General features: G+C 63.2%; 14 protein-coding genes. 9 read left to right on the forward strand and 5 right to left on the reverse strand.

Annotation, left to right across the window (positions count from 1 at the left end):
• Positions 1 to 91: 91 nt before the first annotated feature.
• Positions 92 to 997 (reverse strand): LysR family transcriptional regulator ArgP, encoded by a 906-nt coding sequence (locus tag ACVOMF_RS05505; protein WP_481508365.1) that lies wholly within the window; start codon positions 995 to 997, stop codon positions 92 to 94.
• 133 nt (positions 998 to 1,130) lie between these two features.
• On the opposite strand from ACVOMF_RS05505, the gene ACVOMF_RS05510 reads away from it, so the two are divergent.
• Positions 1,131 to 1,766, forward strand: a complete 636-nt coding sequence (locus tag ACVOMF_RS05510) for a LysE/ArgO family amino acid transporter (protein ID WP_481508366.1) — start codon at positions 1,131 to 1,133, stop codon at positions 1,764 to 1,766.
• A gap of 72 nt (positions 1,767 to 1,838) precedes the next feature.
• Here the strand turns inward: ACVOMF_RS05510 and ACVOMF_RS05515 are convergent, their stop codons facing one another.
• Complete coding sequence (locus ACVOMF_RS05515) at positions 1,839 to 4,574, reverse strand: bifunctional diguanylate cyclase/phosphodiesterase (protein WP_481508367.1); 2,736 nt, start codon at positions 4,572 to 4,574, stop codon at positions 1,839 to 1,841.
• Between the two features lie 324 nt (positions 4,575 to 4,898).
• Positions 4,899 to 5,702 (reverse strand): carboxylesterase family protein, encoded by an 804-nt coding sequence (locus ACVOMF_RS05520; RefSeq protein WP_481508368.1) that lies wholly within the window; start codon positions 5,700 to 5,702, stop codon positions 4,899 to 4,901.
• A 108-nt stretch (positions 5,703 to 5,810) separates the two neighbouring features.
• Here ACVOMF_RS05520 and ACVOMF_RS05525 point away from each other — a divergent pair, with 108 nt between their 5' ends.
• On the forward strand, positions 5,811 to 6,101 hold the full coding sequence (locus ACVOMF_RS05525) for a hypothetical protein (protein WP_481508369.1): 291 nt from the start codon (positions 5,811 to 5,813) through the stop codon (positions 6,099 to 6,101).
• A 144-nt stretch (positions 6,102 to 6,245) separates the two neighbouring features.
• On the opposite strand, the gene ACVOMF_RS05530 is transcribed toward ACVOMF_RS05525, so the two are convergent.
• Positions 6,246 to 7,040, reverse strand: a complete 795-nt coding sequence (locus ACVOMF_RS05530; RefSeq protein ID WP_481508370.1) for an IclR family transcriptional regulator — start codon at positions 7,038 to 7,040, stop codon at positions 6,246 to 6,248.
• 83 nt (positions 7,041 to 7,123) lie between these two features.
• On the opposite strand from ACVOMF_RS05530, the gene ACVOMF_RS05535 reads away from it, so the two are divergent.
• From ACVOMF_RS05535 to ACVOMF_RS05550, 4 genes are all read left to right on the forward strand, one after another.
• Positions 7,124 to 7,435, forward strand: coding sequence for a hypothetical protein (locus tag ACVOMF_RS05535; protein WP_481508371.1), 312 nt, complete (start codon positions 7,124 to 7,126; stop codon positions 7,433 to 7,435).
• Entirely contained in the window at positions 7,436 to 7,618 is a 183-nt protein-coding gene (locus ACVOMF_RS05540; RefSeq protein ID WP_481508372.1) for a hypothetical protein, read from the forward strand. It begins immediately after the preceding gene.
• Between the two features lie 59 nt (positions 7,619 to 7,677).
• Positions 7,678 to 7,836 (forward strand): hypothetical protein, encoded by a 159-nt coding sequence (locus ACVOMF_RS05545; protein WP_481508373.1) that lies wholly within the window; start codon positions 7,678 to 7,680, stop codon positions 7,834 to 7,836.
• A 118-nt stretch (positions 7,837 to 7,954) separates the two neighbouring features.
• Positions 7,955 to 9,013, forward strand: a complete 1,059-nt coding sequence (locus ACVOMF_RS05550; RefSeq protein ID WP_481508374.1) for an HDOD domain-containing protein — start codon at positions 7,955 to 7,957, stop codon at positions 9,011 to 9,013.
• Positions 9,014 to 9,096: 83 nt separating this feature from the next.
• Here the strand turns inward: ACVOMF_RS05550 and ACVOMF_RS05555 are convergent, their stop codons facing one another.
• Positions 9,097 to 10,668 carry a phospholipase D family protein gene (locus ACVOMF_RS05555; protein ID WP_481508375.1) on the reverse strand — a complete coding sequence of 524 codons (1,572 nt, stop codon included), beginning with the start codon at positions 10,666 to 10,668 and terminating at the stop codon, positions 9,097 to 9,099.
• Between the two features lie 123 nt (positions 10,669 to 10,791).
• On the opposite strand from ACVOMF_RS05555, the gene sstT reads away from it, so the two are divergent.
• The 3 genes from sstT to ACVOMF_RS05570 are packed head-to-tail and all read left to right on the forward strand — an operon-like array spanning position 10,792 to position 13,024.
• Positions 10,792 to 11,997: a serine/threonine transporter SstT gene (sstT, locus tag ACVOMF_RS05560; protein ID WP_481508376.1), complete on the forward strand. Its 1,206-nt coding sequence runs from the start codon at positions 10,792 to 10,794 to the stop codon at positions 11,995 to 11,997.
• Complete coding sequence (locus tag ACVOMF_RS05565) at positions 11,997 to 12,725, forward strand: AzlC family ABC transporter permease (RefSeq protein WP_481508377.1); 729 nt, start codon at positions 11,997 to 11,999, stop codon at positions 12,723 to 12,725. Before sstT ends, ACVOMF_RS05565 begins: the two co-directional genes overlap by 1 nt.
• Positions 12,722 to 13,024 carry an AzlD domain-containing protein gene (locus tag ACVOMF_RS05570; RefSeq protein WP_481508378.1) on the forward strand — a complete coding sequence of 101 codons (303 nt, stop codon included), beginning with the start codon at positions 12,722 to 12,724 and terminating at the stop codon, positions 13,022 to 13,024. The genes ACVOMF_RS05565 and ACVOMF_RS05570 overlap by 4 nt, the downstream gene beginning before the upstream one ends.
• Positions 13,025 to 13,098 lie beyond the last annotated feature (74 nt).

Raw genomic sequence — 13,098 nt, forward strand, 5'->3', positions numbered from 1 at the left:
GTGTGCGTGGTGATTCACGCAGCATCCGCCTGGGCTGCCGGGGCAGGCAGTGTCCTTTAGGGAAACTTGCAGTGCAGCACCAGCGGCAGGGTTATTTGCGCTTGCGTATGAGCATGGTGGAGGCCTGCAGGATGGCGCGGGTCAGCAAGGCCATGGTTTTGACCTCGCCCTTCCAGTGTTGCCAGTACAACGGCACGTCCTCCCAGGCGCGCGCCTTGACGTAGACCAGGCGCCCGCTCTCCAGGTGCCGACGCACCAGCGGCAGCGGATTCATGGTCCAGCCCAGTCCGCCGAGGTTGGCGTGGACGAAGGCGCGGGTGGAGGGGATCCACCAGGTTGGCGCGTTGTGCGCCTGCTCCACACCGGCCAGGCGCCGGGCGTAACGGGCCTGCATATCGTCCTTGCGGTTGAACACCAACACCGGTGCCTGCGCCAGCGCCTGTGCGGTCACGCCCTTGGCGAAGTGGCGGGCATGGAACTCGGGTGTACAGGTGGCGGCGTAGCGCATGCTGCCCAGTGCATGGATCTGGCAGCCCTGTACCGGCTCGGACAAGGTGGTGACCGCACCCATCACCGCGCCCTGGCGCAACAGGGCAACGGTGTGGTCCTGGTCTTCGGTGTGCAGGTCCAGGGTGGTGGAGGTGGTCTGCGAGAACGCCTCCACGGCCTCGGGGAACCAGGTTTCCATGCTGTCGTGGTTGACTGCCACCGGGATGCTGGCCCGAGGCAGCTCGGCATCGCTGAGGCCGATCCGCTCGAAGGCATCGCGCTCGAGCAGGGCGGTCTGTTCGGCCAGCTGTACCAGCACCTGGCCTTCCAGTGTTGCCTCGGTAGGGATGGTGCGCTTGATCAGCAGTTTGCCGACCCTGTCCTCCAATGCCTTGATCCGCTGCGATACCGCCGAGGCGGTGACGTTCAGTGATAGCGCCGCGCGTTCGAAGCTGCCTTCGCGGATGACGGCGGCCAGCGCCCGCAACTGGGAGTGATCGATGCGCATATTAAGTTTTGCTAATGATGGTTAACGAAGTTTAGCTCTACTTTTCCGTGCTGCATTGCGACAATTGCTGCGTCCGGACGTAACCGGTGGGTTTTCCCGCTACGTCCTTCCCCCAGTTACAAGGTTTTTCCTCATGTTTTCGGTTATTTCCGCCCAAGCTGCCGGCAGTGCCTGGCTCAGTGGTGCCGGTATCGGTATCGGTCTGTTCGCCATCGTCGGCGCGCAGAGTGCGTTCATCCTGCGTCAGGGCATCATGCGCCAGCACGTGATTCCGATCATTGCGACGTGTTTTGCCATCGACGCGGTGTTCATCATGGCCAGCGTGGCTGGCCTGCGTCAGCTGACCGCGCAGTTGCCATGGCTGACCACCGTGCTGCTGTGGGGCGGTGTTGCCTTCCTGACCTGGTACGCGGCGCAGTCGGCTCGGCGCGCAGTGGTGGGCGGCGGCGGCATGAACCTGGATGACAACGGTGAGCAGTCGCTGCGCACGGCGCTGATGGCAGCGGCTGGTTTCTCCATCATCAACCCGCATTTCTGGCTGGACATGATGGTGATTGGCTCGATCGCTGACAACTTCGGTGAATCGCGCATGGCCTTTGCCATCGGCGTGGTGACCGCCAGCGGCGTGTGGTTGACGGTGCAGGGCCTGGGCGCACGGATGTTGGCACCGTTGTTCACCAAACCGTCCACCTGGCGCATTCTGGACGGCACCATCGCGGTGATCCTGAGCGTGCTGGCCTTGACCTTGGCGATCCGTGGGGTCAATTGAGGCCAGGCTTCATCCGGACAGGTTGGGCGTGCCCGGGTGATACCCGGGCTACGACCCCGCATGCGTTAGCGGCTACGTGGCCGGGTTCCAGCGTGCCGGCCACTGGAGGATGAAGTCCTCCACCTTTGCCAACGGCATTGGGCGTCCAAACACATAGCCCTGGCCCTCGGCACAGTGCTCTTCCTTCAGTTGGTCCAGCTGCGCCTGGGTTTCGACACCTTCGATGGTGGTGCTGATGCCCAGCTTTTCGCATAGGTGCGATACCGCGCCGATGATGGCACTGCCCTGGCTTTGTTCGCCCAGGTCGCGGACGAAGGACTTGTCGATCTTGACCTTGTCGAACGGGAACGCACGCAGGTAGCCGAGCGAGGAATAGCCGGTGCCGAAGTCATCCATCACGATCGACACGCCGGCCATCTTCAGTCGCAGCAGCTGTGCCGATGCCGCCTCGATGTTGGCGATCAATGCGTTTTCGGTGATCTCCAGTTCCAGCCTTGCTGGCGCCAGGCCGGTTGCTGCCAATACCTGCTCGACGCCTTCGGCCAAGGTGGGCTGGGCCAGCTGCGATACCGACAGGTTCACCGCGATCTTCATCTGCTGCGGCCACTGGCTGGCATCCTGTGCGGCCTGGCGCAGCACCCATGCGCCCAGCGGCAGCATCATGCCGATATCTTCGGCCAAGGCCAGGAACTCACTGGGTTCGAGCAGGCCACGTTGCGGGTGGTTCCAGCGCAGCAGCGCTTCAAAGCCGGCTACCTGACGCAGCCTCAGGTCCACCAACGGCTGGTAGTGCAGTTCAAACTGCTGCTGTTGCAGGGCCGCGCGCAATTCGGTCTCCAGTTGCCGGCGGCGCTGCATGCGGGTGTCCATCTCCGCCTCGAAGAAGCGATAGCAGCCTCGGCCTTCGTCCTTGGCCCGGTACAGCGCGAGATCGGCATTGCGCATCAAGGTGTCGGCGGCGTTGGCTTGGTTGTCGATAAGGACGATGCCGACGCTGGTGCTGATCGCGAACTGGTGGTTCTCCAGTTCGACGCTGCGGCCCAGTTCCTCCACCAACCGTGCAGCCAAGGACAATGCTGCCTCGGGCGCGCGGCTCTCGGGTGCCATCAGGATGGCGAATTCGTCGCCGCCCAGTCGTGCGACCAGGTCGTTGCCGCGTACGCAGCCGAGGATGCGCTGGGCGACTTCCTGCAGCAGTCGGTCGCCGGTGGGATGGCCGAGGCTGTCATTGACCTCCTTGAAACGGTCCAGGTCGAGCAGCAGCAGGGCACTGTGGTGGCCGCGGCGTGCGGCGATCAGGGCCTGGTCGAGCTTCTCGAACAACATGTTGCGATTTGGCAGCGAGGTGAGCGGATCGTGCTGTGCCAGGTAGGCAATACGCGCCTGTGCCTGGCGCCGCGCGTCCACGTCCTCCAGCACGCCGGCCCAACTGCTCAGGCTGTGGCCGATGCGGGCGCCGCGTGCGCGCAGCCAGCGCCACTTGCCGTCCAGGTCAAGCACGCGGAACTCCACGTCCAGTGAGGCGGCGTTGGTGGCGGTGAAACTCTGCTCCAGTGCGATCTCTATCTGTGGCAGGTCGTCTTCGTTGACCCGTCGCAACCAGCCTTTGCCCAGTGCATGGTCATCGGGTTGCCCGGTCAGCTCGCGCCAACCGGTGGCCGAGAGCACCGTTCCATTGCGGTCAGATTGCCAAAGCACCAGTGCGCCGGCTTCGGCGACGGCGCGGTAACGCTGCTCACTGGCTTTGAGGTCACGGGCCAGGTCGCGCGCTTCATCGGCGCTCTTCTTCAATGCATCGACGGTGCCGCTGAGGCTGCTCTGCAGGCTGCGAACTTCGCGGATGCGGGAGGGGTGCGGGTCGGGCAGGGTGGCGACATTGTCGGCGACGCTGTGACTGCGCTGGGCCAAAGCCCGGATCGGCAGCAGGATGCTGCGGGCAACGGCGTTGGCCCAGAGCAGGGCGATCACCGCAGCGACGATGCCGCCGAAAATGATCCCCAGCAGCGGTTGTTGCCAACGGGCCTGGAAGCTCTGTTGTGGTTCTCCAACCACCAAGGTCCAGCCCGGCGCCGCCTGCAGCCTGTGGAAGGCGAAGATCACCGGCGTGCCCTCGTTGCTGCTGGCATCGAACAGCCCTTGCTTGCCGCCGCTGCGTTGCAGCACCCTCCAGTCGGGCACCTGCTTGCCGATGTAACGTTCCGGTGACAGTGATCGCGCAGCGATGACGCCATTGTTGTCGACCACCGCAGCCAGCAGTTGTTGGTCGTTCCCGGTACCCATGATGCTGGCGATCAGGCGATTGGAGGGTTGCACCATGGTCAGCACACGGACATTGTCGGCATCGCCGAAAGGCAGGGCGATGGCCACTTCCGGGGTATTGGTGATGGCGTTGGTGAACAGGTCCGAGACCTTTACCTTGTCTTCGCGGCGGGCGTCGTCCAGCAAGCCCGGCGGCAACGTACGGGCCTGCTCGCTGTTGTCCTGGATCAGCCGGATGTCCGGATTTTCGCGTGCCCATGCCCGCAGCTCCGGGGCGGTTTCCTGCAGTTGCGGTGCCAGCAATGACAATAGACGCAGCTGGTTGACGTTGTCTTCGATGCCTTGATCGACCCCGCGTGCCAGTGCGGTGGCGGTTTCCTGCAGGCGTTGCTCGGAGCTGTGGCGGTAGTCGCGGGCAGCGTTCCAGACGGCGAAGGCACCGATCACCAGCAGCGGCAGCAGGGTGGCAAGGATCAACAGATGCAGTCGGGAGTGGAGACCACGGGTACGCGGCAACTGCTCAAGCGCTGCCGATGCGGTAGTTGCCAAGCCTCAGTCTCCGGTTGCCGTTGCGGCGTAGTGCAGTTGGCAGCCGCCCCCAAGTGGCTGCCGCGGGCGGGGTGGCGCTGTTATGGCACGAACCCGGTACGGTTGGAAAGTACGGCTGGAGCCAGAAGGGAGGGCTGAGTACTGGTCCCCACTGTCCAATTCAAGCCGTGCAGGGCGGGTGTAGGCGGCAGCATTCGATGCGTGATTGCGGTCACGCTATCGCATCGCGTCGACTACCAGGGTTCCCGCGTCGTCTGCCAAGGCAGCAAACGGCGCAGATGGAGTCATTCGTGGTCCTTCTGGCAAGCGATATTGATTCCACTGTCAGGGGCGCTTCTGGCTCCACATCCATTCCCACATTGCCGGGTTGCGATAGGTGGGATCCCAGGCGTTGTGCTGGACATCCGGGTACTCGGTGTAGCGGAAGCCTGCCCCCAACTGCTGGCTGGCAGCGGCGATTGCGCGATCGTCGGTGGTCGGCACCAGCGCATCGAGGGCGCCGTGGAATATCCAGGTGGGTACATCGCGCAGGCGGCTGACGGCGCTGTGATAGGGGTCGGCAGCATTGGCCACCTGGTCGACCATCAGTCCGGGCCGGTCTGCACGCGGCGCTCTAAGTGCGCCGCAGATCGGCACCATTGCGGCGAATTGGCTGGGCCGGGTCAGGGCCAGCTCCCAGCTGCCATAGCCACCCATCGAGATGCCGGTCAGATAGATGCGTCGTGGATCGGCGGCGAACTCCTTGCTGGCCGCGTCCAGGACCGCCAACGCCATGCGTGCGTTGCGGCCACGCCATTCTTCACCCTCAGGAACCTGCGGGAACACCACCAGTGCCGGGAAGGTGTCCATGTTCTGGGTGAGCCAGGGACCAATCCCGGCCAAGGTAGGTTTGAGTCCGTCATCGCCGCGCTCGCCGGAGCCGTGCAGGAACAGCACCAGTGGCCGCGCGCCAGGCGAGGTGGCGGTAGTGGCGGGCACAAACACCTGGTAACGGAATTGGCGGCCCTCGAATTCGAGCTGTCGTGCGACGAACTGCCCCGTGGCCGGTGCGTTGTTGGTGGTTGAGGGCAGGCTGTTGCAGCCCATGAGCATACCCAGTAGACATAGCGACAGCAGAATGCGACCCATTGCGTCCGGCTCCATGGCAGAAGCCGCCAGCCTAGCGTGATTTTGCGTGTGCCAGAATGCTTGCGGATACACCGCTGTGGCGGTCTGCGCTGTTACTGGGAGTTGTGGATGAAAAAACTGCTGATCGTTGCGATGGCAACTTTGTTGGCCGCCTGCAGCCAGGGCCTGAGCGGCACCTGGAACGATGACGTGGGAACGCTGAGTTATACCTTTGATTCCGATGGCAAGGTAACGGTTGAAATGCTGGGAAAATCGCAGCAGACCCGCTATGCCCGCGATGGCAATATGCTGAAGGTTGCAGTGCCAGGCACCGAAGCAGAGTCGGTCGATTTCACCATCAATGAGGATGGCTCTTTGCAAGGCCCGATGGGCGTGCGTCTGCACAAGCAGGAAAAGTGAGGCATCCCCCGGCGGATTGATCCGCGCTGATGGTCCCAGCTCAGCCGCGCGCTGGCAGCTGAGCTGGAGACGTAGGGCCAAGCAATCGCGGCGGCCGACGTTTCCGGCATCAGCAGATGGCACAGGGGATGTGCTGGAAGGTGCTCATGACGCCTGCAGGAAGCCTTCGATCTCGCGCGCGGCTTTCCCTACCTGTGCGCTCAGCGATGCTTTCATATCTGCTGGCAATACCGAACGCGGGACCATGATGCTGATCGAGGCCAGTACGTTGCCGTCACCGTCACGCAACGGGTAGGCCACGGTCGAGACTCCGGGTTGGTAGAACGATTCGCTGATGGCATGGCCGCGCGCACTGTCGTCACCCAGCAGCTCGAACAGCTCATTTGGTGTTTTTGGCCCCTGTTCGGAGGTGAGTGCAAATGCCGGTTCCGGGTACAGCGAACTCAATTCCTGCTCGGGCATCGCCATCAACAGCACGCGACCAGTCGCGGTGCAATGTGCGGGTCGGCGTGCGCCGACGCTGACGCCTGAAGGGAGTTCGCCGATGGCGCTGGCATGGGCAACATAGACGACTTCGCGTCCGTCCAGCACGCTCAGCTGGGCTGAGTGGCTGGTGGTGTCACGTAACCGTTGAATGACGGGTTGCCCGATCTGCACGATGTCCATCGATGACAGATAGTCAAAGCCAAGACGCAGAATGCTGATGCCGAGGTTGTAGCCACCACTTGCGCTGTTGCGATCCAGGAAGCGCATCTGTTCCAGCGTCTGTACGGCACGGTAGACCGAGGCCTTGGGCATGCCGGTGCGCTGACAGACCTGGGTGAAGCTCAGTTCGCCACGTTGCCGTCCAAACAGCAGCAACATGTTCAGGCCTCTCTCCAATGCCGGCACCATGTAGCGATTGGGTTCTTTTGCCGGTGTTGCTTGGGGCGTCGACATATCCGTCCTCCCTCTAGTTGAAGACAAAGCCGTCATTGGCGGGCAGGTTCTGCCCGCTGACGGGGTACGAAAGGGCTGACCACTTGTCCATCGCAATGCTGTCGATGTCGGTGAGGTATTGCGATCGTTGCGGGATGCGTGTGCTTTTGTATGAAGCTTGCGTTTCGGTAGGCGCGTATTTGCTCGCCTGGTACTGGGTCAGTCTCGGCGTGATTGCGTTGAGACAGGAATTTTCTTTGAAAAAATCAGGCGTCATTGACCTCGAAGCTGCCGACCGATTTATCGGCCAGCTTGGTCGCGTGGAGGTGTTCATTCCGTATTTTTGGTTGTGTGTAATTGGTTCTCAGGCTCATGTTGCTTTCGTGCCTGCGGCTGGAGAGGTTGAGGTTTTATGATTGAAACTGAATGTCATTGCAGAAGCTGTAATTGAACATAGCAGTGTCAAAGGTACTGGCAATCAGGAAAATCGCCATTTGCGTGTGCTGTTATTCACAGATTTGATGCTCAATGCGAACTGTCTGTTGATTGCAGTGGCGGGATTTTGGTCTGCTCAACCGTTGAATCTAAATTTTGTTTAGCGAGTGAAACTGAGGCGTTCTTTTGGGTTGTCTGTGTTTGCTCAACGCCTGATGGCTGGGTGCTGACCATGCGCGGAAATCCGGTATTTGGTGTTGTGTTGGCGGGTGCCGATGATGAGGGTCTGCTGGCTTTATCGATTTGTTTATTTCTAGTTGAATATGTCGTGGCCGCCGTTTTTTGGGTTCTTCCTGCAACGCCGGAACGGCGAACAAGTTGAAATCGGCGTGGCAGCGGTGGCATACACATTTCTGCGTACAAGGCGGAGCGGGCTAAAGAAATGTGCGCGCTGGCCGATATACAAGGCAGCTTTCCGTGTGGGCCATTTTGTACTTGTCATGGTGATTATCTCGGCGGTGTTTGCAGCAGTAGTTGCCGGAGGCTTGGTTTGGCTCTGGCAGCGGCGCAATGGCGATGCTGCACGTCCGCAACGGCGGCTCCGTGTGCCGCCGTTGGCTGGCGCAGCGCCAGTCGAGGATGCTGCGGTCGTCGTCAGCGTTGATGATCTGCAGCGTCGCTTTCTGCTCAGCGCGCTGGGCGCCGCCGATACGCCTGCCGATGCGCTGCGCGTACAGCGGGCGGTGGTGGACGATGTGATCGCGGCATTGAGTCGTGCGGACATGTCCTCGCGCTATACGCCGCGTCGGCCGAACCTGCTGCCACAGCTGATCCAGAGTGTGAATGACAGTACTGCCTCGTCGCGCTCCATCGCCCGCATTATTGGTAGTGATGCGGTACTGGCGGCAACGCTGTTGCGTATCGCCAACAGTTCCCTGTATCGCCTGCAACGGCAGGACATCCAAAGCATCGAGCGGGCAGTGACGCTGATCGGCAACGATGGTATCCGTCAGATCATTTCCGCCGCGTTGGTGCAGCCGGTCATGGAGTCGGCCAGCGGCGTTGACGCGGAGTTCTCGCGCTTGCTCTGGGAGTACACCTTGCGGGTATCGCTGGCTGCTGCCGACCACGCGCGCAGCGTGGAACGCGAGGATGGCTTCGCTGCCCAGCTGGCTGGTCTACTGCTGGGCCTGAGCGCGGCAATGGCAATGCAGGCCGCCGCCGATGTGCTGGCGCGGCCGCCGCTGCGGGTACGTGAGCCGGGCACCTTGTTGGAAGTATTGGAGCGTTGCAGCGCACCGACCGCGGTGCGGATTGCCGGGCATTGGAAGTTGTCAGCGCCGATCGTGCAGGCGCTCAAGCAGGTGAACGCGCCCGCTGCTGCTGGTTTGGCACGTTCGCTGCAGATCGGGCAGCTGGCCGCGAGCGCAGCGATGCTGCATGCGCAGGGCCTGATGAGCGAGGTGGAGGCCAATGCGGCGCTCGCCAGCCAAATGCCCGAACACGTGGCGGCATGGTTGTGGAAGCGAATGACGCAGGCAGACGGCACATTGGAGTGAGGCGGGCAGCGCCGGGATACGGCGCGCCGTGTCTGTGCCCGGATGTCTGGTAGGGCATCGCCCCGCAATGTCGACTGCTCGGGCTAGAGCTGCGACTCCAGTGGCAACCAGCTGATCACCTGGGTGCTGGCGCGCTGCATCAGTCCGGTGTCCGGTTCTGTGCGCAGGCTGATCGGCGGCGTGCTGGCACGGTCCAACCAGCGCAGCTCGTGATCCTTGTTGAGATACACCCAGTAACTCAACTCAGCACTGGACAGGCGCAGGTATTCCTCGCGCAGGCGTGCGGCCAGTATCGGGTCATCGAACAGTGCGCCCATTTCGGTATTGAGGTAGGCCGAGCGCGGGTCGAGGTTGAACGAGCCGACGAAGCCGCGGCGATCGTCCACCACGAAGGCCTTGGTGTGCAGGCTGGCACCGCTGCTGCCGAAGGTGGATGCCTTCTCGATGTGGCCACGGGCTTTGAGTTCGTACAGCTGCACGCCGCCGGCCAGCAACGGGCGCCGGTAGTGCATATAGCCGCTGTGCACGGCGGGCACGTCGTTGGCTGCCAGCGAATTGGTGATGATGCCAACCTGCACGCCGTTCTCGGCCTGCTGGATCAGACCCTTGGTGCCAACCGCACCGGGCACGAAGTAGGGCGAGATCAGCAGTGATTTGTGTTTGGCGCTGCTCAGCACCTCGACCAGCCGGGTGACCAGCCATTGGCTGCTGTCGCCGCCACTGGGCTTGCGTGGCGGGTCGGAGCGGATCCTTACGCCGTCGGTCCAATGCAGGTCCAACTGCTTGCTGAGATAGGCATCGGTGAGGTGAGCGCGTACTCGCTGCAGGTAGGGCGCGGCTTCCTGTTGGCGTGCGTCCAGCTCGGCCTGGCTGATGAAGTTGGCCATCTGCTGGTCGGTGCTTTGATGCAGGGCGGCGATCGGAACCACCGCGTCGCTGTTCCAGAAGTCGTCGAAGATGCTGCTGGCATCGTTGGCGACCGGGCCGGCCAGCAGCAGATCCAGATCGCGGAAGTTCACGTCCGGTCGGGCGTCGAAATATTCGGCGCCGATATTGCGGCCGCCAACGATGGCAACGCGGCCGTCAGCGATCCACGCCTTGTTGTGCATGCGGTGGTTGATGCTGAAAACCCGCTGCACCATCTCGACCAATCGCCACAGACCGTCGCGGTTGCGGAAGGGGTTGTACAGGCGGATCTCGATGTTGGGATGCTGGTCCAGCGCCAGCATCTGCGGGTCCAGCCCGGCAGCATTCATGTCGTCCAGCAGCAGGCGTACGCGCACGCCACGTTCGGCGGCCTGGTAAACGTCATGCGCTAGCAGGTGGCCGAGCAGATCGTCGTGCCACATGTAGTACTGCAGGTCCAGGCTGCGCCCGGCCTGGCGGGTGATGATGGCGCGCGCGGCGTAGGCCTCGAGCCCATCAGACAGATACACCGCACCGCTTTTGCCCGGGTGCTCGGCCAGCAAAGGCTGCAGTTGGCGGTCGATCAGGGTCTGCTGTGCCTGCAGTGGCAGGGCCTGGGAAGGCGTGCCGACTGCCTTCGGGGTGAGGTGATCACCCAGCAGCAGGCCGCTACCGATCAGCAGCAGTACCACGGCCAGCAGATAGGCCAGGAATCGCAGCAGGCGTCTGGGGCGGTGCTTGTTCTCCATGCGCGCATCCTAGCCGTGTTCGTGGCTTGGCGGCAGTTTGTCCTGATTCCATGACGTTCCGGGGGTGCGGGGGACGGCTCCGGTGGGCGAGAATCGGGGTTTGCGTTTGCCGCGAGCCCTGTAATGACCGAACGTTCTTCCCCTTTCCGAGCGCCCAGTCTGGTGCTGCAGATTGTCATTGGCCTGATTGCCGGCATCGTGCTGGCGATGGTCTGGCCAGCCGGGGCGACCGCCGTTGGCCTGCTCGGCACGGTATTCATTTCCGCGCTGAAGGCCGTCGCGCCGATTCTGGTGCTGGTGCTGGTCACCGCCTCCATCGCCAATCATCAGCAGGGGCAGAAGACCCATATCCGGATGATCCTGTTCCTGTACGTGATCGGCACCCTGGCCGCGGCCATGGTTGGCGTGGCAGCCAGTTTCCTGTTCCCCAGTACGTTGACGCTGAAGGCCGTCGAGACCGGCATGAGCGCGCCGGGCGGTATTGGCGAGGTGCTCAAGACCTTGCTGATGCAGATCGTCGACAACCCGGTGCACGCGCTGCTCAACGCGAACTACATCGGTTTGCTGGCCTGGGCGGTTGGCCTGGGCCTGGCGCTGCGCCACGCCAGCCAGACCACCCGCACTCTGGTGGGTGATTTCTCCGATGCCGTCACCTGGGTAGTGCGGCTGGTGATCAAGCTGGCACCGCTGGGCGTGTTCGGTATCGTTGCCTCGCTGTTGGCCGAGTCCGGTCTCGGCGCATTGAAGGACTACCTGCATCTGTTGGCCGTGCTGATTGGCGCGATGCTGTTCATGGCCTTCTTCGGCAACCCGCTGATCGTGGCCGTGGTTACCCGCCGCAACCCCTATCCGCTGGTGCTGCGCTGCCTGCGCGAGAGTGGCATCACCGCGTTCTTCACCCGTTCCTCGGCGGCCAATATTCCGGTCAACATGGAGCTGTGCCGCAAGCTCGGTCTGCATGAGGACACCTATTCTGTAGCGGTGCCGCTGGGCGCGACCATCAACATGGCCGGTGCGGCGATCACCATCTCGGTGCTGACGCTGGCGGCGGTGCACACCTTGGGCTACGCGGTGGACCTGCCGACTGCGCTGCTGCTCAGTGTGGTTGCAGCCATTGGCGCCTGCGGTGCGTCCGGCGTGCCCGGTGGTTCGCTGTTGCTGATTCCGTTGGCCTGCGGCCTGTTCGGCATTCCCAATGAGATCGCCATGCAGGTGGTCGGTGTCGGTTTCATTGTCGGCGTGGTGCAGGACTCGGCTGAAACCGCCTTGAACTCGTCCACCGACGTGGTATTTGTCGCGGCGGCCGAACAAGCACGCGGACGCGCCTGATGGCCATGGCCGGGCGCATTACGCCCGCTGTACGCATCGGCGTTTCGATAGCGATTGCGACTGGCCTGTATGGCATTTCGTTTGGTGCGCTGGCGGTGGCATCGGGTTTCAGCGTGGCGCAGACCGCCGCGCTGAGCCTGTTGATGTTCACCGGTGGCTCGCAGTTCGCCTTCATCGGCGTGATCGGCGCTGGCGGCGCAGGCGCCGCGGCGTTTGGCGCGGCTACGCTGCTGGGCATCCGCAACGCGGTGTATGGGGCGCAGATCAACCGCATGCTACGCCCGCGCGGTTGGCTGAGGCCGCTGGCGGCGCAGGTCACCATCGATGAATCGGCGGCTACTGCAGCCAGCCAGACCGACCCGCAGGAGCAGCGTCGCGGTTTCTGGGTGGCTGGGCTGGGTGTTTACCTGTGCTGGAATCTCTTCACTCTGGTCGGGGCGCTGCTTGGTGATGCGCTGGGTGATCCGCGCCAATGGGGATTGGATGGCGCCGCCGTCGCCGCCTTCCTCGGTTTGCTGTGGCCACGCCTGCGTTCGCGTGAGCCGGTGGCGATTGCGGCGGTCTGCGCGTTGGTGACGGTGCTGGCGCTGCCACGGGTACCGCCGGGTGTGCCGATTCTTTTGGCTGCTGCGGTGGCCGCGGTTTGGGGTTGGTTTGGCAGGGGCCCGGCGGATGAAGGGCTGGAGCCTGATGTTGCGCCCAAGGTCGAGCAGGAGTCGGCACCATGACGCTGTGGGCGTGGATCATCTTGGGCTGCGCCGCCGCTTGGGCGATCAAGTTCACCGGTTACCTGGTGCCGGTGCGCTGGTTGGAATCGCCGCGCATGAACCGCGTTGCAGGCTGCCTGACGATAGGCCTGCTGGCCTCGTTGACGGCTATGAACACGGTTTCAGCCGGGCAGGGGCTGGCCTTCGATGCGCGCATTGGCGCGCTGTTGGCCGCGGCGGTCGCCTTGATGCTGCGGCTGCCGTTTCTGCTGGTGGTGATTGTGGGGGCGGCGGCAGCGGCGCTAATCCGACTGCTGTGAACCAGCTGCCGGCTGTGGGGGGCGGGGGCGCGCCCCCACCCCCCCCCCCCCCGCCCCCCCCCCCCCCCCCGCCG

The organism is Stenotrophomonas sp. STEN022, assembly GCF_056760155.1.